18 protein-coding genes and 1 pseudogene are annotated in these 23329 nt (G+C 67.9%); 4 read left to right on the top strand and 15 right to left on the bottom strand.

Annotated features, from left to right (window positions below):
• Positions 1 to 84: 84 nt before the first annotated feature.
• The 10 genes from FBZ83_RS20530 to FBZ83_RS20485 all read right to left on the bottom strand — a co-directional run bounded on the left by FBZ83_RS20530 (position 85) and on the right by FBZ83_RS20485 (position 12813).
• Positions 85 to 1266 (bottom strand): acetyl-CoA C-acyltransferase, encoded by a 1182-nt coding sequence (locus FBZ83_RS20530; RefSeq protein ID WP_035679327.1) that lies wholly within the window; start codon positions 1264 to 1266, stop codon positions 85 to 87.
• A 36-nt stretch (positions 1267 to 1302) separates the two neighbouring features.
• Positions 1303 to 2475: an isovaleryl-CoA dehydrogenase gene (locus FBZ83_RS20525; protein WP_145687659.1), complete on the bottom strand. Its 1173-nt coding sequence runs from the start codon at positions 2473 to 2475 to the stop codon at positions 1303 to 1305.
• Positions 2476 to 2614: 139 nt separating this feature from the next.
• Positions 2615 to 4108, bottom strand: coding sequence for an aldehyde dehydrogenase family protein (locus FBZ83_RS20520; RefSeq protein WP_145687651.1), 1494 nt, complete (start codon positions 4106 to 4108; stop codon positions 2615 to 2617).
• 60 nt (positions 4109 to 4168) lie between these two features.
• On the bottom strand, positions 4169 to 5398 hold the full coding sequence (locus FBZ83_RS20515) for a phenylacetate--CoA ligase family protein (protein WP_145687645.1): 1230 nt from the start codon (positions 5396 to 5398) through the stop codon (positions 4169 to 4171).
• A gap of 151 nt (positions 5399 to 5549) precedes the next feature.
• Complete coding sequence (locus tag FBZ83_RS20510) at positions 5550 to 6410, bottom strand: ABC transporter ATP-binding protein (protein WP_145673376.1); 861 nt, start codon at positions 6408 to 6410, stop codon at positions 5550 to 5552.
• Positions 6411 to 6489: 79 nt separating this feature from the next.
• Complete coding sequence (locus FBZ83_RS20505; RefSeq protein ID WP_114861636.1) at positions 6490 to 7773, bottom strand: ABC transporter substrate-binding protein; 1284 nt, start codon at positions 7771 to 7773, stop codon at positions 6490 to 6492.
• Between the two features lie 55 nt (positions 7774 to 7828).
• Complete coding sequence (locus FBZ83_RS20500) at positions 7829 to 8902, bottom strand: branched-chain amino acid ABC transporter permease (protein ID WP_114861637.1); 1074 nt, start codon at positions 8900 to 8902, stop codon at positions 7829 to 7831.
• Between the two features lie 15 nt (positions 8903 to 8917).
• Positions 8918 to 9805 (bottom strand): branched-chain amino acid ABC transporter permease, encoded by an 888-nt coding sequence (locus FBZ83_RS20495; protein ID WP_040136435.1) that lies wholly within the window; start codon positions 9803 to 9805, stop codon positions 8918 to 8920.
• A gap of 189 nt (positions 9806 to 9994) precedes the next feature.
• A complete protein-coding gene (locus tag FBZ83_RS20490; protein ID WP_145687638.1) occupies positions 9995 to 11926 on the bottom strand; it encodes a long-chain fatty acid--CoA ligase in 1932 nt (643 codons plus the stop codon).
• A complete protein-coding gene (locus tag FBZ83_RS20485; RefSeq protein WP_014241713.1) occupies positions 11926 to 12813 on the bottom strand; it encodes an ABC transporter ATP-binding protein in 888 nt (295 codons plus the stop codon). The genes FBZ83_RS20490 and FBZ83_RS20485 overlap by 1 nt, the downstream gene beginning before the upstream one ends.
• A 202-nt stretch (positions 12814 to 13015) precedes the next feature.
• Here FBZ83_RS20485 and FBZ83_RS20480 point away from each other — a divergent pair, with 202 nt between their 5' ends.
• Complete coding sequence (locus tag FBZ83_RS20480; protein WP_145687632.1) at positions 13016 to 14668, top strand: AMP-binding protein; 1653 nt, start codon at positions 13016 to 13018, stop codon at positions 14666 to 14668.
• A gap of 113 nt (positions 14669 to 14781) precedes the next feature.
• Here FBZ83_RS20480 and mmsB read toward each other — a convergent pair.
• Positions 14782 to 15690: pseudogene (mmsB, locus tag FBZ83_RS20475) on the bottom strand (3-hydroxyisobutyrate dehydrogenase); the annotation flags it as partial.
• A 27-nt stretch (positions 15691 to 15717) separates the two neighbouring features.
• Positions 15718 to 16857, bottom strand: coding sequence for an isobutyryl-CoA dehydrogenase (locus FBZ83_RS20470; protein ID WP_145687616.1), 1140 nt, complete (start codon positions 16855 to 16857; stop codon positions 15718 to 15720).
• Between the two features lie 161 nt (positions 16858 to 17018).
• On the opposite strand from FBZ83_RS20470, the gene FBZ83_RS20465 reads away from it, so the two are divergent.
• From FBZ83_RS20465 to FBZ83_RS20455, 3 genes are all read left to right on the top strand, one after another.
• Positions 17019 to 17714, top strand: a complete 696-nt coding sequence (locus FBZ83_RS20465) for a GntR family transcriptional regulator (RefSeq protein WP_145687609.1) — start codon at positions 17019 to 17021, stop codon at positions 17712 to 17714.
• Between the two features lie 91 nt (positions 17715 to 17805).
• The gene (locus FBZ83_RS20460; protein ID WP_145687601.1) at positions 17806 to 19362 is read left to right on the top strand and encodes a malonate--CoA ligase; all 1557 of its coding nucleotides are present in this window, start codon (positions 17806 to 17808) and stop codon (positions 19360 to 19362) included.
• A gap of 124 nt (positions 19363 to 19486) precedes the next feature.
• Positions 19487 to 20050: a TetR/AcrR family transcriptional regulator gene (locus tag FBZ83_RS20455; protein ID WP_145673395.1), complete on the top strand. Its 564-nt coding sequence runs from the start codon at positions 19487 to 19489 to the stop codon at positions 20048 to 20050.
• A 137-nt stretch (positions 20051 to 20187) separates the two neighbouring features.
• Here the strand turns inward: FBZ83_RS20455 and FBZ83_RS20450 are convergent, their stop codons facing one another.
• The 3 genes from FBZ83_RS20450 to galE are packed head-to-tail and all read right to left on the bottom strand — an operon-like array spanning position 20188 to position 22987.
• The gene (locus FBZ83_RS20450) at positions 20188 to 21366 is read right to left on the bottom strand and encodes a DUF2336 domain-containing protein (RefSeq protein ID WP_145687593.1); all 1179 of its coding nucleotides are present in this window, start codon (positions 21364 to 21366) and stop codon (positions 20188 to 20190) included.
• A 50-nt stretch (positions 21367 to 21416) separates the two neighbouring features.
• Positions 21417 to 21953, bottom strand: a complete 537-nt coding sequence (locus FBZ83_RS20445; RefSeq protein WP_145687586.1) for a MarR family winged helix-turn-helix transcriptional regulator — start codon at positions 21951 to 21953, stop codon at positions 21417 to 21419.
• A 14-nt stretch (positions 21954 to 21967) separates the two neighbouring features.
• Positions 21968 to 22987, bottom strand: a complete 1020-nt coding sequence (galE, locus tag FBZ83_RS20440; protein ID WP_145687579.1) for a UDP-glucose 4-epimerase GalE — start codon at positions 22985 to 22987, stop codon at positions 21968 to 21970.
• Positions 22988 to 23329 lie beyond the last annotated feature (342 nt).

Here is a 23329-nt window from a genome sequence, read left to right as displayed (position 1 = left end):
CGACCCTCCCCCGCTGCGCGGTGGAGGGAGCTTAGTCCCCTCTCCCGCGCAGCGGGGGAGGGCTAGGGAGGGGGCACAGTTGCCTTACACCAACTCCACCGCCACAGCCGTGGCCTCGCCGCCGCCGATGCACAGCGAGGCGACGCCGCGCTTCAGCCCGTTCTTCTCCAGCGCCGCCAGCAGCGTGACGAGGATGCGCGCGCCCGACGCGCCGATGGGATGGCCGAGCGCGCAGGCACCGCCATGCACGTTGATCTTGTCGTGCGGGATGTCGAGTTCGCGCATCGCCGCCATGGCGACCACGGCGAAGGCCTCGTTCAGCTCGTAGAGGTCCACGTCCTTGGCCGACCAGCCGGCGCGCTCCAGCACCTTGTTGATCGCGCCCACGGGGGCCGTGGTGAACCAGGCCGGGGCCTGGGCGTGGTTGGCGTGGGCCTTGATCTCCGCCAGGATCGGCAGGCCGAGTTTCTCGGCGTTGGAGCGGGTGGTCAGCACCAGCGCCGCCGCGCCATCCGAAATGGAGGAGGCGTTGGCCGCCGTCACCGTGCCGTCCTTGGCGAAGGCGGGCTTCAGCGTCGGGATCTTGGCCGGGTCGGCCTTCAGCGGCTGCTCGTCCTTCTCCACCACCGTGTCGCCCTTGCGGCCCTTCACCGTGACCGCGGTGATCTCCTTGACGAAGCTGCCGTCCTCGGTGGCGCGGCGGGCGCGGTTCAGGCTCTCGATGGCGTAGTTGTCCTGCGCCTCGCGCGTGAACTGGTAGTGGGTGGCGCATTCCTCGGCGAAGGTGCCCATCAGGCGCCCGCGGTCATAGGCGTCCTCCAGCCCGTCGAGGAACATGTGGTCGAGCACGCGGCCATGGCCCATGCGGTAGCCGCCGCGCGCGCGGTCCAGCAGATAGGGGGCGTTGGACATGCTCTCCATGCCGCCGGCCACCATGATCTCCGCCGAACCGGCCTTGATGAGGTCGGTGGCGAGCATCACCGCCTTCATGCCCGACCCGCAGACCTTGGAGATGGTCGTGCAACCGGCAGCCTCCGGAATTCCGGCGCCGAGCGACGCCTGACGGGCCGGCGCCTGCCCAAGGCCGGCGGGCAGGACGTTGCCCATGAACACCTCGTCCACGGCGTCCGGCTTGACCCCGGCACGCTCCAGCGCGGCCTTGATGGCGGCGGAGCCGAGCTGCGGTGCGGTCAGCCCCTGCAAGTCGCCCTGGAAGCCGCCCATCGGGGTGCGGGCGGCGCCCGCGATCACAACGGTATCGGTCATGCTCTTTCCCTTCCCTCCGGCCTTGCGCCGTTTTCCTTAGGCCGTTTCCTTGAACAGCTCGCGCCCGATCAGCATGCGGCGGATCTCGCTGGTGCCGGCGCCGATCTCGTAGAGCTTGGCGTCGCGCAGCAGGCGGCCCGTCGGGTACTCGTTGATGTAGCCATTGCCGCCCAGAGTCTGAATGGCCTCCAGCGCCATCCAGGTCGCCTTTTCGGCGGCAAAGAGAATCGCCCCGGCGGCGTCCTTGCGGGCCGTCTCACCGCGGTCGCAGGCCTTGGCGACGGCGTACACATAGGCCTTGGCGGCGTTCATGATCGTGTACATGTCGGCCAGCTTGCCCTGCATGAGCTGGAACTCGCCGATCGGCTGGCCGAACTGCTTGCGGTCGTGCAGGTAGGGAACCACCACGTCCATGCAGGCCTGCATGATGCCGAGCGGCCCGCCGGCCAGCACCGCGCGCTCATAGTCGAGGCCGGACATCAGCACGTTCACGCCACGCCCGACGCCGCCCAGGATGTTCTCCTCCGGCACCTCGCAGTTCTCGAACACCAGCTCGCCGGTGTTGGAGCCGCGCATGCCCAGCTTGTCGAGCTTCTGCGCGACGGAGAAGCCCTTGAAGGACTTCTCGATCAGGAAGGCGGTGATCCCGCGCGGGCCGGCGTTAACGTCGGTCTTGGCGTAGACCACCAGCGTGTCGGCGTCGGGCCCGTTGGTGATCCACATCTTCGTGCCGTTCAGCACGTAGCGGTCGCCCTTCTTCTCGGCGCGCAGCTTCATCGACACCACGTCGGACCCGGCGTTCGGCTCCGACATGGCGAGGGCGCCGATGTGCTCGCCGGAGATCAGCTTCGGGAGGTAGCGGCTCTTCTGCTCCGCCGTGCCGTTCTTGCGGATCTGGTTGACGCAGAGGTTGGAGTGCGCGCCGTAGCTGAGGCCGACCGAGGCCGAGGCGCGGGAGATTTCCTCCATCGCCACGACATGCTCCAGGTAGCCCATGCCGGCGCCGCCGTATTCCTCCTCCGCCGTGATGCCGAGCACGCCGAGGTCGCCGAACTTGCGCCACAGCTCGTTCGGGAACTCGTTGGTGCGGTCGATCTCGGCGGCGCGGGGCGCGATCTCGTCGGCGGCGAAGCTGCGCACCGTGTCGCGCAGCATGTCCGCGGATTCGCCGAGGTCGAAGTTCAGGGTCGGATACTGGTTCGACAGCATGGTGTTGGCGCTCCCCCCGGAGGTCTGTTCTTCGTTCCCGCCATACGGCGACGTATGGAGCCGTACGGTAGCGTATGGAAATGGGCGTGGCAAGGCCTCTTGGCCCACCCCCTTCCGGAGGAAGGCCAAGAGGCTCCGATCACTTCATGTTGATGATGATCGTCTTCTTGTGGGTGAAGTGCTCCAGCATCGCTTCCAGCGAGGCTTCCTTGCCGAGGCCGGAGGACTTCACGCCGCCGTAGGACAGGTTCGGCTGCACGACCAGATTCTGGTTCACCTGCACGAATCCGGCCTCCAGCCGGTGCACCGCGTCCATCGCCACCTTGAGGTCGCGCGTCCAGATGGTCGCGGCGAGGCCGTATTCGGTGTCGTTGGCCTGGGCGATGACCTCCTCGTAGTCGGTCCAGCGGATGACGCAGCAGACCGGGCCGAAAATCTCCTCCTGCGCGATGCGGTCGCTGTTCTTCACACCGGTGAAGATGTGCGGCTGCACGTACAGGCCCTTGGTCAGTTTCGGGTCGGACGGCATGGCCGAGCAGACATGCGGAGTCGCCCCGCCTTCCTTGCCGATGGCGATGTAGCTCTGCACCCGGTCGAGCTGCTGCGGCGAGACGATGGTGCCGATGTCGGTCGACTCGTCCAGCGGGTCGCCCATCTTCATGGCGTTCACCTTCTCCTTCAGCTTTTCCACGAAGGCGTCGTGGATGCTGTCATGGACGAAGATGCGCGAGGAGGCGGTGCAGCTCTGGCCCTGGCGGGTGAAGCGCATGCCGGCGATGGCGCCCGCGATGGCCTGGTCGAGGTCGGCGTCGCCGCAGACGATCATCGGGCTCTTGCCGCCCAGTTCCAGCGTCACCGGGATCAGCTTCTCGGCGGCGGTCTTGTAGACGATCTTGCCGGTCTCGACGGAGCCGGTGAAGGTCACCTTCTTCACATCCTTGTGCGCCACCAGCGGGGCGCCGCATTCCGGGCCGTAGCCCGACAGGATGTTCACCACCCCCGCCGGAATCACCGTGTTGATCAGCTGCACGACGCGCAGGACGGCAAGCGGCGCCTCCTCCGCCGACTTCACCACCACGGCGTTGCCCGCGACCATCGCCGGGGCGATCTTCAGCGCCATCAGCAGCAGCGGCACGTTCCACGGGATGATCGCCCCGACCACGCCCACCGGCTCACGCACCGTCATGGTCAGCATGGACGGGTTGAAGGGGATGGTTTCGCCCTTCAGCTCCGGCGCCAGGCCGCCGAAGAAGACGAAGGCGTCGGACAGGACGCCGGCCTCGACGCGCGATTCGGTGCGCAGGGCCTTGCCGGTCTCCAGCGCGATCAGCTTGGCGATTTCCTCCTTGTGGGCGTCGAGCACGCGCCCGCATTCGGCGACCAGCTTGCCGCGCTCGCGCACCGGGCGCTTGGCCCATTCCTTCTGCGCGGCCACCGCGGCGGCCACCGCGGCGTCCACGTCCGCCGCCTCGCCGAAGGCGGCCTCGGCCACGGTCTCGCCGGTCGCCGGGTTCACGACGGGGAAGCCCTTGCCGGAGGAGGCCGGGCGGAACTCGCCGCCGAAGAAATGCTTGCCCGACAGCTCCCTGGCGAGCGCGAAGGGGTCGAGCTGGAGGTCGGTGCTGACGCTCATGGCGAAAAGGTCCTCGTGTGTATCGGGTCGGTTATCGTTGTTTTCGGTTGGCAGCAGTTCTCAGGCGCGGGCGTCTTCGATGACCTTGCCGTCGTTGGGCAGGCTGCCGGGGGCCGCGAACTCCACGACACCCTTCAATTTGGTGACGGCGGCCAGAGTTTCACGCACCGACGCCGCCAAAGCCTCGCCGGACTCGGGCGACTCGCAGCGCAGGGTCATGGTGTCGTTGGCGTCCTCCCGCCCGACGACGAGGCGGGCCTTGCCGATCTGCGGGTGGCGGCGCAGCACTTCGGCGATCTGCTGCGGGTGGACGAACATGCCCTTGACCTTGGTGGTCTGGTCGGCGCGGCCCATCCAGCCCTTCAGCCGCATGTTGGTGCGCCCGCAGGGGCTTTCGCCCGGCAGCACGGCCGACAGGTCGCCGGTGGCGAAGCGGAGCAGCGGGTAGGCCTGGTTGAAGGTGGTGACGACGACCTCCCCCACCTCGCCCTCCGGAACGGGGTCGCCGGTGCCGGGGCGGACGATTTCGACGATCACCCCCTCTTCCACCACCAGCCCGGCGCGGGCCGTCGTCTCGTAGGCGACGAGGCCGAGGTCGGCGGTGCCGTAGCTCTGGTAGGCGGCGATGCCGCGCCCCTCGTAATAGGCGCGGGCGTCCGGCAGGAAGGGACCGCCGGTCAGATGGCCGATCGCGATGGACGACAGGTCCAGACCCAGCTCGTCGCCCTTCTCCAGGATAATCTTCAGGAAGTCGGGCGTGCCGATGTAGGCCCGCGGCTTCAGATGGGCGGCCACTTGGGCCTGCATCTCCGTGTTGCCGACACCGGCGGGGATGACGGCGCAGCCCAGCGCGTGCGCGCCGGTCTCGAACATCGAGCCGGCGGGGGTCAGGTGGTAGGCGAAGCAGTTCTGCACGAGGTCGCCGCCGCGGATGCCCGAGGCGTAGAGCGCCCGCGCGGTGCGCCAGGGGTCCGTGCCGTGCGCCTCCGGATCGTGGATCGGGCCGGGCGAGGCGAAGACGCGGGCCAGCCGCCCGATGGCGACGGTGGTCATCCCGCCGAAGGGCGGCGCCTCCTTCTGCAGCGCGATCAGGTCCGACTTGCGCGTCACCGGCAGCGCGGCGAGCGCCGCGCGGTCACGAATGGCGGCGGGGTCCACATCGGCGAGCAGGCGGGTGAAATAGGGCGCGTTCGCCTTGGCGTGGGCGATCTGCGCCGGCAGCGCCGCGAACAGCTCCGCCTCGCGCCGGTCGGGGGAGCGGGTTTCGAGTTGATCGTAAGTGTCGGACACCGATGCCTCCCGGCTGTTTTTCTTGTCCCCTCTCCCCTCTGGGGAGAGGGTCAGGGTGAGGGGGTTGCGCTTGGTGGCACGTCCGGCAAAAGCGCAACCCCCTCACCCGACCCTTCGGGCCACCCTCTCCCCGGAGGGGAGAGGGAAACGTTCAAATCCAGCGCTTCCGGCGCTTGAAGCTCTTGAGGTTCTTGAAGCTCTTGCGTTCTTCGTTGCCGCCGCCGAGGTAGAATTCCTTCACGTCCTCGTTGTTGCGCAGCTCTTCGGCGGTGCCGTCGAGAACGACCTTGCCGTTCTCCATGATGTAGCCGCGCGTCGCGGCCTGGAGCGCCATGCGGGCGTTCTGCTCGACCAGCAGGATGGTGACGCCCAGGTCCTTGTTGATCTGCCGGATGATGCTGAAGACCTCCTTCACCATCAGCGGCGACAGGCCCATCGACGGCTCATCCATCAGGATCAGCTTCGGCCGCGCCATCATCGCGCGCCCGATGGCCAGCATTTGCTGCTCGCCGCCGGACAGGTAGCCGGCGAGGCCGGTGCGTTCCTTCAGGCGGGGGAAATAGTGATAAACCATCTCGATGTCGTCCTTCACGCCGCCGTCGCGGCGGGTGAAGGCGCCGAGGCGCAAATTCTCCTGGCAGGTCATGTCGCCGATGATGCGGCGGCCCTCCATCACCTGGAAGATGCCGCGCCGGACGATCTTGTCGGGGTCGATGCCGTTGATGCGCTCGCCACCAAAGGAGATGTCGCCGCGCGTGACCTCGCCGTCCTCGGTCTTCAGCAGCCCGGAGATGGCCTTGAGCGTCGTCGATTTGCCGGCGCCGTTGGCGCCCAGCAGGGCGACGATCTCCCCTTCCGGCACTTCCAGGCTGAGGCCGCGGAGCACCAGGATGACGTCGTTGTAGACGACCTCGATGTTGTTGACGGACAGCAGCGGCGCCTTGGCCGTGCCGGGAACCGGCGCCGGAGCGCTGGCGGGAGTGACCGCGGCGGTCGCGGTGGCGGCGTTCATGATGCGGCACCTGATGCAGTGAGACGGGACGGGTGCCCCCGCCGCCGGCCTTTCACGGCGGCGGCGGGGGCGGTCCGGCTTACCAGCCCAGCCACTCCGGCTTGCGCGGGACGTCGACGGTGGCGATCTTCTCCAGCTTGATCGTGCCGGCCTTCACCAGCTCGTCCACCGAACCGCCGGTGTCGCCGGACACGTTGGCGCGGTACAGGTTGACCTTGTCCATGCCGCGGTGATCGGTCTCGGTCCAGGTGGACGGCACGCAGACGCCCTCCAGCCCCGCCGGCACCCAATCCTTCTTCTGGTACATGCCCTTGCGGATGTTCGGGCCGGTCACGCCGCCGTTCTGCTTCGCCCAGTCCATGGCTTCCTTCATGTAGAAGGCGGAGCAAATGCCCGACACGTAGTGCACCGGACGGTAAGCGGTGCCGGCGGCATCGGAGACTTTGGAGATTTCCTTGACGATCTTCATGCCCGGCGCGTCGCCGCCCCAGATCGCCGCGGTGCGCACCGGGAAGATCACGCCGTTGGCGGCGGAGCCGGCGGCCTTGGCGGCGTTCTCGTCCATGCCCCAGACGTTGCCCATGAACTGCACCTGGGCGCCGACCGTCTGGCAGGCCTTCAGCACGGAGATGTTCGAGCCCGCCGTGTTGCCGAGATAGGCATAGTTGGCGCCGGCCTGCTTCAGCGTCAGGCACTGGGCGGTGTAGTCGCCCGGCGTCAGGGCGAACTGCACCGCCGGCAGGACGTCGAAGCCCAGCTCCTTGGCGAGTTGCTCACCGGCCTCCTTCGGGGCGTTCGGGTAGGGGTGGTTGGCGCCCATGTGGACGTACTTCGGCTTGCCCGAACCGCCCTTCGTCTTCCAGTCCTCGGCCGCCCACATCAGCATGGCGCGCAGGCCGTCGGAGTAGGACGGGCCGTAGAAGAAGTTGTAGGGGGCCGGCTTGGAGCCGTGCGGGCCGTTGCCGGTCGGGTCGGTCAGGTGGCCCGAGTAGGAGCCGGAATAATAGGGGATTTCGTCCTTGCCGACGAAGCCGGTCAACGCCTCGGTGTCGGCGGTGCCCCAGCCCTGGATCGCCGCGACCTTGCCGCTGCCCGACGACCACTTCTTGTACTGGCTGATGGCGCGCGGCGCCTGATAGCCGTAGTCCACCGTCTCGACGTCCATCGTCGTGCCGCCGACGCCGCCGTTCTTGTTGATGTAGGCGAGCGCGTCGGCGACGCCCTGGCCGAAGGGCACGCCCACGTCCGACGTGGCGCCGGACTGGTCGGCGAGATGGCCGACCGGGATCTTCTGGGCGTTGGCGGCCCCGGTGCCGAGCAGGACGACGGCGGCGGACGCCAGCAGGACGGTCTTCATGGTCATGGTGCGTTTTCTCCCAGTCGTTATGTTTTTCAGAAGCCGATGTGCGAAAAGGGCCTTAGTGCGAGAACGGGTAGAGCTTCCAGTAGGCCTTGATCTGCTTCCAGCGGTGGGCCAGCCCGTCCGGCTCGAAGACCAGGAACAGGATGATGACCAGGCCGATGGCCATTTCGCGCAGGAAGGCGATGGCCTCCCTCAGGTTCAGCGCGGCGTCGATGGCGGTGCCGGACAGCGCCGTGGTGATGGCCTGCATCACCTCCGGCAGCAGCACCATGAAGGCGGTGCCCATCAGCGACCCCATGATCGAACCCAGACCCCCGATGATGATCATGCCGAGGAACTGGATCGAGAAGAGGATCGTGAAGCCTTCCACCGACACGAACTGAAGGTAGTGGGCGTAGAGCGCGCCGCCGATGCCGGCGTAGAAGGACGAGATGCCGAAGGACATCGTGCGGTACTTGGTCAGGTTGATGCCCATGATCTCGGCGGAGAGATAATGGTCACGCACCGCCACCAGCGCCCGCCCGTCGCGCGACCGCATCAGGTTGGTCGCCAGGATGTACATGACGACCACATAGACCAGCACGACGTAGAAGAAGCTCTCGTCGGTGTCGAAGGCGTAGCCGAACAGGGTGAACGGCTCCGCGATGGTGCCGGCGGTTCCCCCCGTGAACCAGTCCGCCCGCGAGAAGAAGTCCTGAAGGATGTACTGCGCCGCCAGAGTGGCGATGGCGAGGTACAGGCCCTTCAGCCGCGCCGCCGGGATGCCGAACAGCATGCCGACGCCGGTGGTCATCACGCCGGCCAGCGGGATGGCGAGCGCCACCGGGATGCCGAAGCTGTTCGACAGCCACGCCGACGAGAAGGCGCCGAAGCCGAAGAAGGCGGCGTGCCCGATGGAGATCTGGCCAGTGAAGCCGACCAGGATGTTCAGCCCCAGCGCCGCGATGCCGAGATAGCCGATCTGGATGCACAGGTTCAGCCAGTAGCGGTCCATGAAGGCCGGGCAGAGCAGAAGCAGCGCCACGCCCAGGATCGCGAAGTTGCGGCTGGTCTTGGTCGGGAAGATGGTCGTGTCGGCGGCGTACCGGGTCTTGAAGTCGCCGCAGGGGATGAGACTGATGTTCGCCATGGTTGCGGCCGCTCCTTACACGCGCTCGATGTCCTTGGTGCCGAAGAGGCCGTAGGGCTTGATCATCAGGATGACGATCAGGACGTAGAAGGGGGCGATCTCGTACATGTTGCCCCAGTTCAGCCACTGGCTGTCCAGGTAGTGCGCGAGATTCTCCAGCACGCCGACGATCAGGCCGCCCAGCACCGCCCCGGCCACGCTGTCCAGCCCGCCGAGGATGACCGCCGGGAAGACCTTGATGCCGAAGAAGGAGAGCGCGGAGGACACGCCGTTGACGACGCCGACCGTGACGCCGGCCACCGCCGACACCATGGCGGAGATCGCCCAGCTCATCGCGAACATGTGGCGGACGGAGATGCCCAGCGACTGCGCCACCTGCTGGTCGAAGGCGGTCGCCCGCATCGCCAGCCCCATGCGCGAGTATTTGAAGAACCAGCCGAAGCCCGCCATGATCAGCAGCGAGATGACCAGGCTCATCACATAGACGGTCTGCACGTCGAGCCCGAGGATGTTCACGGTCGGGCTGGCGAAGATGGTCGGGAACGGCTTGGCGAAGACGCCGAACATCCACTTCATCAGCGCCTGGAAGAAGATCGACAGGCCGATGGTGACCATGATGACGGAGATGATCGGCTCCCCGATCATCGGCCGCAGCACGACGACCTGAAGCACGATGCCGAAGACCAGCATGAAGGCCAGCGTGATCGGGAAGCCGATCCAGAAGGGCAGCTGCCAGGAGGTCAGCAGCCACCAGCAGGTCCAGGCGCCGATCAGCAGGAACTCGCCCTGGGCGAAGTTCACGATGCGGCTGGCCTTGTAGATCAGCACGAAGGACATCGCCACGACGCCGTACAGCGCGCCGACGATCAGTCCGTTGACGAGAAGCTGGAAGAGCAAGGTCATGGCGTGGCCTCGTTCTCAATCCCCTCTCCCGTCCCGGGAGAGGGTGGCCCGCAGGGCCGGGTGAGGGTGCATTCGAGGATCGAGCGCCGGCCCATTGCCGACACCCTCACCCTTCCCGCGCTGTGCGCGGGCCCCTTCCCTCTCCCGGGACGGGAGAGGGATTTTCTGGCGTGGCGCATCACCGCCCCCTCACGCCGCGGCCTGCGCCGGCTTCTTGGCCGGCGTGGGCAGCAGGTCGATCACCTTCAGCACGGTGCGGATGCGCTGCTTGGTGCCGTCCTGGAAGGTGATGGTGGTGTCCACGTCGATGGCCGGCTGGCCCGCGTAGATGGAGTCGATGATCTCGCCGTATTTTTCGGCGATCACGCCGCGCCGCACCTTGCGGGTGCGGGTCAGCTCGCCGTCGTCGGCGTCCAGTTCCTTGTAGAGCAGCAGGAACTTGGTGATGCGCTGGAACTCCGGCAGCGTCGCGTTCACCCGCTCCACCTCCTGGCGCAGCAGCTCGTAGACCTCCGGCTTGGACGCCAGATCGGAATAAGTTGTGAAGGCGATGCGGTTCTTCTCCGCCCACTTCGACACGATGGGGAAGCGGATGCAGATGATCGCCGACAGGTAGGGCCGCTTGTTGCCCAGGATCACCGCCTCGGCCACGTAGGGGCTGAACTTCAGCTTGTTCTCGATGTACTGCGGGCTGAAGCGGTCGTTGTTGCTGGTGGTGGCGATGTCCTTGATGCGGTCGATGATGACCAGATGGCCCTTCTTGTCGAAGAAGCCGGCGTCACCCGTGTGCATCCAGCCGTCGCGCAGGTCCGCCGTGGTCGAGGCCTCGTTGCGGTAGTAGCCGGCGAACATGTTGGGATGGCTGACCACGATCTCGCCGATGCCGTTCTGGTCGGGCTCGATCACCTTGACCTTGACGCCGTCGTCGAAGGGCACGCCCACCGTGTCGAAGTCCACGTCGTCCGAGCGGTGCACCGTGTAGGCGCCCATCGTCTCCGTCTGGCCGTAGATCTGGCGCAGCGGCACGCCCAGCGCCTGGAAGAACTTGAAGGTGTCGGGGCCGAGCGCGGCACCGCCGGTCGCCGCCGACTTCAGGTTGGTGAAGCCCAGGCGGTCTCGCAGCGCTGCGAAGAGAATGCGGTCGGCGACGGCGGAGCGCGTGCCGTTGGCAAGCGCCTCCAGCCCCAGCTTCATGCCGTAATCGTACATCTTCTGCTTGAAGGGGGAGGCGTCCATCATGCGGGCGCGCACGTCAGCGGCGATCTGCTCCCACAGGCGGGGGGCGAACAGCACGAAGCTCGGCCCGATCTCGCGGAAGTCGTTCATCATCGTCTCGGCTTCCTCGACGAAGTTCACGCGCATCCGCGACACCATGCCCATGCCGACGGCGTAGATCTGCTCCATGATCCAGGACAGCGGCAGCACCGACACATACTCGTCGGTCGGCCCCTTGGGGTCCACCGACAGGTAGCTGGCGACGTGGCGGATCAGCCGCCCGGCCGGCAGCATCGCCAGCTTCGGGTTCGAGGTGGTGCCCGAGGTGGTGCAGAGCACCGCCACATCGTCGCCGCGCGTCGCGCCGACCAGCTCCTCGTAGAGGTTCGGCTTCTCGGCGTGCAGCGCGTTGCCCAGCTTCACCAGCTCCGCCGCCTCCATCAGGCGCGGGTCGCTGTATTTGCGCATGCCGCGGGGGTCGGAATAGATGATGTGCTTCAGCGTCGGCAGGCGCTCGCCGAGATTCAGCAGCTTGTCGACCTGCTCCTCGTCCTCCGCGAAGATGACGTGGACGTCGGCGTAGGTGATGAGGTAGGCGACCTCCTCATCCATGGCGTCGCGGTAGATGCCCAGGCTCATGGCGCCCATGGCGTGGGCGGCGATCTCGCCCATCACCCAGTCGGGCCGGTTGTCGCCGAGCAGGGCCACCACATGGCCGCGCTCCACGCCCAACTTGATGAGGCCGAGCGTGAAGGCGCGCACGCGGGCGTGCATGTCCGCCCAGGTGAACTCGCGCCAGATGCCGAAATCCTTCTCGCGCATGGCGACGTCGCCGCCATGCTCGCGGGCGTGCAGGGTCAGCAGCTTCGGCAGCGTGTCGTGGGTCTTGATATCAGGAAGGGACATCACGCGACCTCCTGCTTGGGCGGTGGGGCCACGGCCTCGTCCTCCTCGTCGTCCTCGCCGAGATAGGCGCGCTTGACGCGCGGGTCGGCCAGGACCTCCTCCGGCGTGCCCTCGGCGATCTTCTTGCCGAACTCCAGGACGATCACGCGGTGGGAGATGTCCATCACGACGCCCATGTCGTGCTCGATCATCACCACCGTCATGCCGAACTCCTCGTTCAGGTCGACGATGTAGCGGGCCATGTCCTCCTTCTCCTCCAGGTTCATGCCCGCCATGGGCTCGTCCAGGAGGATCAGGTCGGGCTTCAGCGCGATGGCGCGGGCCAGCTCCACCCGCTTGCGCAGGCCGTAGGACAGCGTGCCGGCGGTGGCCTTGCGCACATGCTGGATTTCCAGGAAGTCGATGATCTCCTCGACCTCGCGGCGGTGGGCCAGTTCCTCCTTGCGGGCGCCGGTCAGCCAGTAGAGCGAGCCGGTGAAGAAGTTGTTCTTCAGCAGGTGATGGCGCCCGACCATGATGTTGTCGAGCACCGTCATGTGGCCGAACAGCGCCAGATTCTGGAAGGTGCGCCCGATGCCGAGCGAGGCGCGGTGGTTGGGCGTCATGCCCGTGATGTCCTGGCCCTTGAAATAGACCTTTCCGTCGGTGGGCCGGTAGCGGCCGGAGATGCAGTTGACCATGGAGGTCTTGCCCGCACCGTTCGGGCCGATGATGGAGAACAGCTCCCCCTTGCGGATGCTGAAACCGACGTCGGTCAGCGCCTGCACGCCGCCAAAGCGCAAGGACACGCCCCGGGCTTCGAAGATGGTGTCCGATGGGGAGGCCGCGCGGGTGGCGTCGGCCGGATGGGCGTAACCGCGTGGCGATGCGACGGGCGCGCCTGACATTTCCTCCTCCGTTGCTGTGGAACTGCCTTTTTTATCGTTCGCTGGATCGTTGGCCTAGCGAACTGGTCCATATTGTGGACCGTCCTTTGTGCAACGTCTGAACTATAGCCTGTGATGCGCACCGTTTTCAACACGGACATTCCGTGTATGCATGTTTTTTGCAGCGACATCGGGCCCGAAGGTCCATAATATGGACCCCATCATGACCCGGCCTGATTCCGACACCGAAGCCGCCCCCGCTGGTGCGTCCGGCGGCACGCAAAGCCTGGAGCGCGCGCTGGCCCTGCTGCGCGCCGTCGCCTCGCACGGGGCGGAGGGCGCGCGTCTGGCCGACCTGATGGGCGACACCGCCCTGTCCAAGGCGACCGCGCACCGGCTGCTGACCGCGCTGGCGCGGGAGCGTTTCATCGACCAGGACCCGCGCAGCCGCCGCTATCATCTGGGGCCGGAGCTGGATTCGCTGGGTCGCATCGCCGCCGCCCGCCACCGCCCTGGAGGCGAAGCGGCAGCGCCCGGTCCGGCCACTGTTCAGCCGACCGCCTTCCTGCGGCCGGACTATCAAGGTGACGCGATTCCGCTCGCCGATCTGCTGTGCGACCGCCACGCCCGCGCCGACGGCGCCCGCGCCGCCCTGCTGCACGAGAGCGTGGCCGGCCAGACGACGGAACTGAGCTTCGCCCGGCTGGCCCGCGATTCGGCGCGCTTCGCCGCGGTGCTGCGCGGCCTCGGCGTTGGGCGCGGCGACCGCGTGGCGGTGCTGCTTCCCAAGGGCGCGGAGCTGCTGATTGCCGCGCTGGCGATCTGGCGGTTGGGCGGCGTCTACATGCCGCTTTTCACCACCTATTCCGCCGCCGCGGTCGCCTACCGGCTGGCCGACAGCGAGGCGCGGGCGATCGTCACCACCGGTTTCCTGCGCCGCAAGATCCCGCGCGACAACAGCCGCCCCGTGGTGATGGTGGAGGGCGACGAGGCCTTCGGCCCCGGCGCCGACGCGGTGCCCTTCTGGTCGGCCCTTCATGAATCGGTCCCCTTGCCCGACATCGCCCGCTACGCCGACCGCGACGCCTTCGCGCTGATCTACACCTCCGAGGCGGAGCCGAAGCCGCTCGGCGTCTCGCTGCCCGTGATGGCGCTGGCCGGGATCGAGCAGTACATGCGAATCGGCCTCGACCTGCGCGACGACGACATCTATTGGAACATGGCCGATCCCGGCTGGGCCTACGGCGCCTATTACGGGCTGGTCGGGCCGCTGCTGCTCGGGCGCACGACGATCTTCTGCGACGGCCCGTACGACGTGCGGCAGGGCTACCGCATGCTGACGAAGTTCGGCGTCACCAACCTGACCTGTGCGCCCTCGCAGATCCGCGCCTGGCACAGCGCCGACCCGGAGGGCGGCCCGCACAAGCTGGCGCTGCGCATCCTGTCGGTGGTCGGCGAACCGCTGCCGCCGGAACTGATCGGCTGGGCCAACCGGGTGGTCAGCGTCCCCCTGCTCGACCAGTACGGGCAGCGCGAGACCGGCATCTTCATGATGAACCGCTACGACCCCGGCCACGCCGACCGCACCGCCGATTCCTCGCTGGGGCGGCCCCTGCCGGGCTTCCGCGTGGTCATCCTCGACCCGCAGGGCCGCGAAGCGCCGGTCGGCGGCGCGGGCGAGATCGCCATCGACGTGGAGTCCTCGCCGCTCTTCTGGTTCGACGCCTACGCCAACGATCCGGGACGCACCGCCGCCCGCTTCCGCCATGGTCGCCGCTACTACCTGACCGGCGACTGGGCGTTCCTGGACGGCGACGGCAACATCCATTTCCGCGGCCGGGCGTCGGACGCCATCGTCATGCAGCAGGCGGATTGAGGGGGAGGCGCTTGCCCCCTCCCCGGCCCTCCCCCGCTTTCGCGGAAGAGGGAGAAAATTCCCTCCCTCGCCAATGGCGGGGGAGGGTTAGGGAGGGGGCACCGTGACCGCCCTTACGGCTTCCCGCGCAGCAGATTGACGATGCCCGAGAAGTCCTGGCCTCCGAAACCGGCGTTGCAGAACAGCGCGTACATCTGCGCGGCCTCGCCGCCGAGCGGCAGCGGGCTGCCGGTGCTCTGCCCGGCCTCGACCGCCAGCTTCAGGTCCTTCAGCATCAGCGCCGCGGCGAAGCCCGGCTGGTAGTCGCGGTTGGCCGGCGAGGTCGGGACCGGACCCGGCACCGGGCAGTAGCTGGTCAGCGACCAGCACTGGCCTGACGACTTGGACGCCACGTCGAACAGCTTCTGCGACTCCAGCCCCAGCTTCTCGGCGAGCGCGAAGGCTTCCGACACGCCGAGCATCGAGATGCCGAGGATCATGTTGTTGCAGATCTTCGCGGCTTGGCCGTTGCCCGGCCCGCCGGTGTGCACGATGGCCTTGCCCATGGCCGACAGGATCGGCTCGGCGCGGCGGAAGGCGGTGTCGCTGCCGCCGACCATGAAGGTCAGCGTCGCCGCCTCGGCCCCGCCGACGCCGCCGGACACCGGCGCGTCGACCATGGCGTGGCCCGCCGCTTCCGCCGCCGCGGCGACGGCGCGGGCGCTCTCAACATCGACCGTGGAGCTGTCGATGAACAGGCTGCCCGGCTTGGCCTTGGCGATGATGCCGTCCGGCGCCGTGTAGACCTCACGCACATGCTTGCCGGCGGGCAGCATGGTCACGACCACCTCGGCCTCCCCCGCCGCCGCGCCGGGGCCGGTGGCGATGGTGGCGCCGGCGTCGCGCGCGGCGGTGCAGGCGGCTTCCGACAGGTCGAAGGCCAGGACGGTGTGGCCGGCCTTCAGCAGGTTGCGCATCATCGGCGCACCCATGTTGCCCAGCCCGATAAAGGCGATCGTCGCCATAGCGTTTCCCCTCGTCTTACTGTGACGTTGTTTGTTGTGCCGCCGTCAGCCGCCGGTCAGATGGCGGGCGATGATGACGCGCATGATTTCGTTGGTGCCTTCGAGAATCTGGTGAACCCGCAGGTCGCGGAAAATCCGCTCGATCGGGTACTCCTTGATGTAGCCATACCCACCGTGAAGCTGCAGCGCCTCGTTCACCACCTGGAACCCCGCGTCGGTGGCGAAGCGCTTGGCCATGGCGCAATGGGCCGTCGCCTCCGGCGATCCAGCGTCGAGGCTGGCGGCGGCGCGGTGCAGCATCAGCCGGGCGGCGTCCAACTCCGTCGCCATGTCGGCCAGCTTGAACTGCAAGGCCTGGAAGGCGTTTAGCGGCTTGCCGAACTGCTTGCGCTCCGTGGTGTAGGCAATGGCCTGTTCCAGGCAGAAGCGCGCCCCGCCGACAGAGCAGGCGGCGATGTTCAGGCGGCCGCCGTCCAGCCCCTTCATGGCGATGCGGAAGCCCTCCCCCTCTTCGCCGATGCGGTTGGCGACGGGGACGCGGCAGTTCTCGAAGATGACCGCCGACGTCGGCTGGCTTTTCCAGCCGAGCTTGTGCTCCTGCTTGCCGAAGGACAGGCCGGACGTGCCCTTCTCCACGACGATGCAGGAGATGCCCTTGGGGCCGGGCTCGCCGGTGCGGACCATGCAGACATAGACGTCCGACGTGCCGCCGCCGGAGATGAAGGCCTTCGATCCGTTCAGCACGTAATGGTCGCCGTCCCGCTCCGCCCGCGTGCGCAGGGAGGCGGCGTCGGACCCTGCCCCCGGCTCGGTCAGGCAATAGCTGGCGAAATGCTCCATGCTCGTCAGCTTGGGCAGGAAGCGCTCGCGCTGCCCCGGATTGCCGAAGCGGTCGATCATCCAGGAGGCCATGTTGTGGATGGAGATGTAGGCCGCTGTGGACGGGCAGGCCGCCGACAACTCCTCGAAGATCAGCGCCGCGTCCAGCCGCCCGAGTCCGGAGCCGCCGAACTCCTCCCCCACATAGATGCCGGCGAAGCCGAGGGCGGCGGCCTGCCTCAGGGTGTCGACGGGAAAGACGCTGTTCTCATCCCAGTGCGCGGCGTTCGGCGCCATTTCCTGCTGCGCGAAGTCGCGCGCCGTGTCGCGGAACGCCTGCTGCTCCTCCGAAAGCGCAAAATCCATGCGCATCCTCCCCAGAACCGCAGTGGCCCGGAGTCCAAGGCGGATCTCCGGTTCTCATTGTTGGATGGAAGGACTATCATGCTGGATACGCGCTGTCCATCTCTTGTATACAGAGACAGGAGCGGCGGAAGGCCGCGGACGAGGAAGGGGACACGCTCGGGATGAGCGACCGGATTGCCGCCAATAAGGCCGCAGACAAGGGTGCCACCCGCGCCGACGAGGTGCGGCTCGCCATCGAGGAGGACATCTTCCTGGGCCGGCTGCGCCCCGGAACGCGGCTGGACGAGGAAAGTCTTGCCCAGCGCTTCAACATCTCCCGCACCCCGATCCGCGAGGCGATCCTGCAGCTCGTCCATGCCGGGCTGGTGGAGAAGCAGCCGCGACAGGGGGCGGTGGTGGCGCCGCTGAAGCTGCACCGCATGGTGCAGATGTTCGAAGTGATGTCGGAAATCGAGGGGCTGTGCGCCCGCTTCGCCGCCCGCCGCATGTCGGAGGAGGAGAAGCAGGCCCTGAAGCGCCTGCACGACACATCGAAGGCGCATATGGAGGCGCGGGAGCTGGACGCCTACTACGCGGTCAACCGCTCCTTCCACGAGGCGGTCCAGGCCGGCAGCCACAACGAGCCGCTGCAGGAAATCGCGCGCGGCCTGTTCGCCCGGCTGGCCCCCTACCGCCGCTACCAGCTCAACCATCCCAACCGCGTCAAGGACAGCTTCACGGAGCATGACGACGTGGTGGAGGCGATCCTGGCCGGCGAGCCGGAGGCCGCCTACGCCGCCATGCGGCGGCATGTGACCATCCAGATCGACATCTTCACCGAGTTCGTGTCCATCATGGGCGGAAACGAAATACAATAACCCGGTCTTCCGTATACAAAGATGTGGCCGACAGCAGGTGCCTGTGCTAAATCCTGGGCACCGGATCACCGGGTGCATGGAGGGAATCACAATGTCCGACGTGGGTGGCAACCTGTTCGAGCTGTTCCGTTCCCGCTTTCCGGCGGACCGCAGCCGCCCCTTCGCCGAGACCGAGCCCGGCACCGACAAGGCGCGCACCGTCACCTATGGCGACCTTGAAGCGCTGACCGGCCGCTACGCCAACCTGCTCGCCGACCTCGGCCTGAAGAAGGGCGACCGGGTCGCCGTGCAGGTGGAGAAGTCGGTCGAGAACATCATCCTCTACCTCGCCACCGTGCGGGCGGGCGGCGTCTTCCTGCCGCTGAACCCGGCCTACACGAAGGCGGAGGTCGAGTATTTCCTGACCGATGCCGAGCCGCACGTCTTCGTCGCCCGCCCCGAATCCGCCGACGCGCTGCGCGATGTCGCCGACAAGGCCAAGGTCGCCCATCTGCTGACGCTCGGCACCCATGGCGAGGGCACGCTGCCGGAGCAGGCCGCCGGCAAGGGTACGGACTTCGCGACCGTCCCGGCCGAGCCCGACGACCTCGCCGCGATCCTCTACACCTCCGGCACCACCGGGCGGTCGAAGGGCGCGATGATGAGCCACCGCAACCTCGGCTCCAACGCGCTGACACTGCACACATACTGGGGCTTTCAGCCGGACGACGTGCTGCTGCACGCCCTGCCGATCTTCCACACGCACGGCCTATTCGTGGCGACCAACTGCGTGCTGCTGAACGGCTCCTCCATGCTGTTCCTGCCGAAGTTCGACGCCGAGCAGGTGATGGGGCTGCTGCCGCGCGCCACGATGATGATGGGTGTGCCGACCTTCTACACCCGCCTGCTCGCCCATCCCGGCCTGACGCGCGAGGCGACGGCGCACATGCGGCTGTTCGTCTCCGGCTCGGCGCCGCTGCTCGCCGACACGCACAAGGAGTTCTCCACCCGCACCGGCCACGCCATCCTGGAGCGCTACGGCATGACGGAAACCGGCATGCTGACCTCCAACCCGCTGGACGGCGACCGCATCCCCGGCACGGTCGGCTTCCCGCTGCCGGAGGTCTCCGTGCGCGTGGTCGACCCGGAGACCGGCGCCAGCCTCGGCACCGACGAGATCGGCATCATCGAGGTGGCCGGGCCGAACGTCTTTTCCGGCTATTGGCGGATGCCCGAGAAGACGAAGCAGGAAATCAAGCCGGACGGCTTCTTCATCACCGGCGACGTTGGCAAGGTGGACGGGCGCGGCTACGTCCACATCGTCGGGCGTGCCAAGGACCTCATCATCTCCGGCGGCTTCAACGTCTACCCGAAGGAGGTCGAGACGGTGATCGACGGCATCGATGGCGTCGTCGAATCGGCGGTGGTCGGCGTGCCGCACCCCGACTTCGGCGAGGCGGTGACCGCCGTCGTCCTGCGCAAGCCCGGCGGCGCCGCACCGGACGAGGCGGCGGTGATCGCCGTCTGCAAGGAGCAGCTCGCCAACTTCAAGGTGCCCAAGCGCGTCTTCTTCATGGACGAGCTGCCGCGCAACGCCATGGGCAAGGTGCAGAAGAACCTGCTGCGCGACGCCCACAAGGACCTGTTCACCGCGGCAAAGGCGCGCTGAGGCGCGCCCGGCTTTTCCTCTCCGGTCAAATCCGTATAAGGTTCGGCGCTCGTTCCGCCCGGCGGGTTGTGGACAGGCCATCGGCGAATCGATACGCTGCCGTATGGTCTCCGGAGTGTTGCCGATGGAAGCGAAGACGCTGAACCGCGAATCCTGGCTGTCCGCCGCCTTCTCCGCCCTGGCGGAGGGCGGCGTCGAGCAGGTGCGGGTCGAGCTTCTGGCCAAGCGGCTGAAGGTGACCAAGGGCAGCTTCTACTGGCATTTCCGCGACCGGATGGAGTTGGTGGAGGCGATGCTGGAGGGCTGGAAGACCGGCCGCATCGAGGCGATCAAGGCGCAGACCCGTCTAGACGGCCGCACGCCCGCCGAGGGGTTGCGCTACGTGCTGTCGCTCTACGGCGGCAGCAGCAACCCGCGCGGCATCGCCATCGAACTGGCGATGCGCGACTGGGCGCGCCGCGATCCCCGCGCGTCCGAGATCGTGGCCGAGGTCGACCGCGAACGCCTGCGCTGCGTGTCGGACCTGTTCGCCGGCCTGGGGCTGGACTCCGACGACGCCTTCGCGCGGGCCTATCTGTTCTACTCGTTCATTTTCGGGGAGGGGCTGCTGGCCCGCTCCGCCGCGCCGGACCGGTTCGAGAAGGCGCGGGACATTTGCGGGAAGGTGCTGGTGCCGGAGGGAGTGTAGGCGCGTTGCCCCCACCCTTCCCACGGCTTCGCCGCGGGCCCCTTCCCTCCCCCGCTTCGCAGGAGAGGGAGACCAATCCCCTCCCCTGCGAAGCGGGGGAGGGTTAGGGAGGGGGCAAGCGTCGCCCCACCCGCAAGTTACGTCCCCGTCCCGCGCACCGGCGCGAAGGGCAAGCCCGCCTGATCCAGCGCGCGGTCGATCACCTCGTCCGACGCGCCGTCGAACAACTGCACCAGCAGCTCGTCCACCACCCACTCGTTCGTCGGGGTCAGGGCGGCGAACAGGTCGGCCATGACCTCCGCCTGGAAATCGTCGCGGCGGTTGTCGCTGCCCTCGTAGCCCATGCGCTTGGCGGTGGCGATCGCCACCTGGAAGGGCGGCACCAGCACCGGCGCGACCGACGCCTTCTTCAGCACCGCCCGCAACCCCAGCGCCCCGTCGTCCCAGGCCAGCCTGCGGGCGTTCTCCGCCGGGATGCCCGCCTTCGCCCCGAGCCCCGCCGCGAACAGCGCCACATCGCCCGCGCACAGCACGCGGAACAGCAGCGCCGCGGTGAAGCGCCCGTTGGCGTGCAGCCAGCGGGCCACCGCCTCCACATCCTCGTCGCCGCGCAGCGCCGGGCGCAGCAGCCGCAGCGTCGCCGACTCGCGCCCGCGGTTGGCCAGCCGGTCCACCAGATCCTTGGACAGGCCATGGCTGTGGGCCAGCGTGGCGCGCATCGCGTCGGACACGAAGGCGATCAGCCGCTCCACCACGGCCAGCGGCAGGCCGGGGCGGGTCGCCGCGGCCTCGCTGACCATGCGCACCCGGCCGAAGCGGTCCAAGGCCCGGTGCAGCGCCGGCTCGGCCAGTTCCGCGCCGGGGTTGCGCAGCAGGGCGGTCACCACCGCGACGTTGCCGGTCTCGACGACGGCTCCGGCCACCCGCGCCGACACGGTGTGGCGGTTGGCGACGGCCATGTGCTTGCCGGCGTCGGGGTCGGCCAGCACGTCGAGCAGCAGCTCGTCGCTGAGGCTTCCGGCGTCGCGCAGGATCGGGAAGGCCACGCGGGCCACGTCCCTCACCAACCGCTCGGCCAACTCCGAGGTCAGCATGGCGTTGTTGCGGATCTGCCAGGCCACCGCCTCGCGCACCGCGACCTGGGCGTCGGCGGCGAAACAGTGCATGACCTCCAGGGCCAGCGACCGTTCGGCGTCGGTCAAGCCGCCTTTCTCCAGATCGCCGGCCAGCTTCTGCATCGTGTCGATGCGGGCCTCCGCCGACGAGGAGTCGAGCAGGCGCTCGACGTCGCGGATGGACAGGGATGAATCGCTCATGTGCGGATGCCTGCGGGTGGGAGAAGCATAAGGCGGATCAATCGAGCCACTCAATCGAGTCCCTGGCCGGCGTAGCGGACCATGTCGCCCCAGATGCGGTCGAGCCGGCGAAGCGTGCGGTAGGCGGCCTTCAGGTCGGCCGCCTCCGCCTCGTTGCGGACCAGCGCCGTGGCCTGCACCTGCTCCAGCTTGAACAGATCGTCGCGCAGCGTCCGGCCCTTGTCGGTCAGGCGCAGCCGGGCCGTGCGGCGATCGCGCTGACTGGCGCCGCGGTCGATGTAGCCGGCCTCAACCAGGATCTTCAGGCTGTAGGAGGCGTTGGACCCCAGGTAATAGCCACGCTCCATCAGGTCGCGGACCGACGGCTCGTCGTCGCCGATCAGCATGACCATCAGCGCCTGGACCGGCCCGATGTCGTCGATCCCCTGCCGGAGCAGACCGGCCCGCACGACGTCGAGGAACCGGCGGTGCATCCGTTCGATCAACCGGGCGAGCCCGTGATACTCGGCCAGTTCCGCCGCATCGACGGCGTCCGACCTGGCTTCGGCCGGCTTGGCGTCGGCGCCCGCCCGGCGCTGCGTGCTCATTCCTCGTCTCTCCGTCACTCGGCGGCCTGCGCCACGGCCGGGCCGCGGTAGCCGCCCGGATGGCGGCGGCGCCATTCCCACGCGCTGCCGATGATGCTGTCCAGATCGGGGAAGCGCGGGGACCAGCCCAGCTCGCCCCGGATGCGCTCCGACGAGGCGATCAGCACCGCCGGATCGCCGGCGCGGCGCGGCCCGACCTTGACCGGGACCGTCAGGCCGGTGACGCGCTCCGTCGCCTGGATCACCTCGCGGACGCTGTAGCCCGTGCCGTTGCCCAGGTTGAAGCGGACGCTGCGCGTCTCCAGCGCCGGCAGCACCCGCAGATGCGCGTCGGCGAGATCGCAGACATGGATGTAGTCGCGCACGCAGGTGCCGTCCGGCGTCGGGTAGTCGTCGCCGAAGATCTCGATGTGCGAACGCCGGCCGCTGGCCGCGTCCAGCACCAGCGGGATCAGATGGGTTTCCGGGGCATGATCCTCGCCCAGCGTGCCGTTCGGGTGTGCGCCGGCGGCGTTGAAGTAGCGCAGGCAGGCGGAGCGCAGGCCATGGCAGCGGTCCGCCCAGTGCAGCGCGCGCTCGATGAAGAACTTGGATTCGCCGTAGGGGCTGCCGGGGTCGATGGTGGTGTCCTCGTCGATCGGCAGGCGCTCCGGCGTGCCGAACAGGTTGGCGGTCGAGGAGAAGACCATCTTGCGCACGCCGGCCGTGGTCGCCGCGCGGATCAGGTTCAGCGAGTTGACGGTGTTGCCGTGCAGATAGAGGTGCGGGTCGCGCATCGATTCACCGACCAGCGACAGAGCGGCGAAATGGAACACCGCGTCGAAGCGCCATTCGGCGAAGACGCGGGTCAGCGCGTCGGTGTCGGCGAGGTCGGCCTCCACGAAGGCGGCGTCGGACGGCACGGCGGCGCGGTGGCCCTGGCGCAGGTTGTCGAGCACGACGACCCGGAAGCCGCGGTCGAGCAGTTCGGCCACGCAGTGACTGCCGACATAGCCGGCACCGCCGGTCACGAGTACGGTCTGGGGCGTGTTCATCGTAAATATTCCTTGGATTTGAGAAATATTCGTCAGTCCAGGCACCCGCCGGCATCAAAGGATCGTACATCCCCCGGTGGCAAGTGCAAGAGTTCCGCGATGCACCATGCCGTCAATTCAGGCGGAAGGCCAGTTGACGAAAAAGAGACACGAGCACCGGGGAAGGCGCAGAGCCTCATCAGAAAAATGTTTTGGAACAACATTTTACAGCGCTGCAAATACCCCTTTCGATCGGCGCCGGACGGGGTAAGGGCTCAAACTTGTCACACGCCGCAGCGCAGCGCCGGACGTAAGCGGAAATGGCGCGCGGCAGACTCCCCGCAATGGGCGGCCTTTGTCCGG

The sequence above is a fragment of the Azospirillum brasilense genome, assembly GCF_007827815.1.
In the GTDB taxonomy this organism is placed as follows: domain Bacteria; phylum Pseudomonadota; class Alphaproteobacteria; order Azospirillales; family Azospirillaceae; genus Azospirillum; species Azospirillum brasilense_C.
The sequence above is the reverse complement of the archived record's forward strand: the minus strand, read 5'-3'. Positions and strand labels throughout refer to the sequence as shown.

Excerpts from the sequence above, each read along its gene's own strand:
- FBZ83_RS20530 (WP_035679327.1), bottom strand. The coding sequence starts at position 1,266 with ATGACCGATACCGTTGTGATCGCGGGCGCCGCCCGCACCCCGATGGGC.
- FBZ83_RS20525 (WP_145687659.1), bottom strand. The coding sequence starts at position 2,475 with ATGCTGTCGAACCAGTATCCGACCCTGAACTTCGACCTCGGCGAATCC.
- FBZ83_RS20520 (WP_145687651.1), bottom strand. The coding sequence starts at position 4,108 with ATGAGCGTCAGCACCGACCTCCAGCTCGACCCCTTCGCGCTCGCCAGG.
- FBZ83_RS20510 (WP_145673376.1), bottom strand. The coding sequence starts at position 6,410 with ATGAACGCCGCCACCGCGACCGCCGCGGTCACTCCCGCCAGCGCTCCG.
- FBZ83_RS20505 (WP_114861636.1), bottom strand. The coding sequence starts at position 7,773 with ATGACCATGAAGACCGTCCTGCTGGCGTCCGCCGCCGTCGTCCTGCTC.
- FBZ83_RS20500 (WP_114861637.1), bottom strand. The coding sequence starts at position 8,902 with ATGGCGAACATCAGTCTCATCCCCTGCGGCGACTTCAAGACCCGGTAC.
- FBZ83_RS20495 (WP_040136435.1), bottom strand. The coding sequence starts at position 9,805 with ATGACCTTGCTCTTCCAGCTTCTCGTCAACGGACTGATCGTCGGCGCG.
- FBZ83_RS20490 (WP_145687638.1), bottom strand. The coding sequence starts at position 11,926 with ATGTCCCTTCCTGATATCAAGACCCACGACACGCTGCCGAAGCTGCTG.
- FBZ83_RS20485 (WP_014241713.1), bottom strand. The coding sequence starts at position 12,813 with ATGTCAGGCGCGCCCGTCGCATCGCCACGCGGTTACGCCCATCCGGCC.
- FBZ83_RS20480 (WP_145687632.1), top strand. The coding sequence starts at position 13,016 with ATGACCCGGCCTGATTCCGACACCGAAGCCGCCCCCGCTGGTGCGTCC.
- FBZ83_RS20470 (WP_145687616.1), bottom strand. The coding sequence starts at position 16,857 with ATGGATTTTGCGCTTTCGGAGGAGCAGCAGGCGTTCCGCGACACGGCG.
- FBZ83_RS20465 (WP_145687609.1), top strand. The coding sequence starts at position 17,019 with ATGAGCGACCGGATTGCCGCCAATAAGGCCGCAGACAAGGGTGCCACC.
- FBZ83_RS20460 (WP_145687601.1), top strand. The coding sequence starts at position 17,806 with ATGTCCGACGTGGGTGGCAACCTGTTCGAGCTGTTCCGTTCCCGCTTT.
- FBZ83_RS20455 (WP_145673395.1), top strand. The coding sequence starts at position 19,487 with ATGGAAGCGAAGACGCTGAACCGCGAATCCTGGCTGTCCGCCGCCTTC.
- FBZ83_RS20450 (WP_145687593.1), bottom strand. The coding sequence starts at position 21,366 with ATGAGCGATTCATCCCTGTCCATCCGCGACGTCGAGCGCCTGCTCGAC.
- FBZ83_RS20445 (WP_145687586.1), bottom strand. The coding sequence starts at position 21,953 with ATGAGCACGCAGCGCCGGGCGGGCGCCGACGCCAAGCCGGCCGAAGCC.
- galE (WP_145687579.1), bottom strand. The coding sequence starts at position 22,987 with ATGAACACGCCCCAGACCGTACTCGTGACCGGCGGTGCCGGCTATGTC.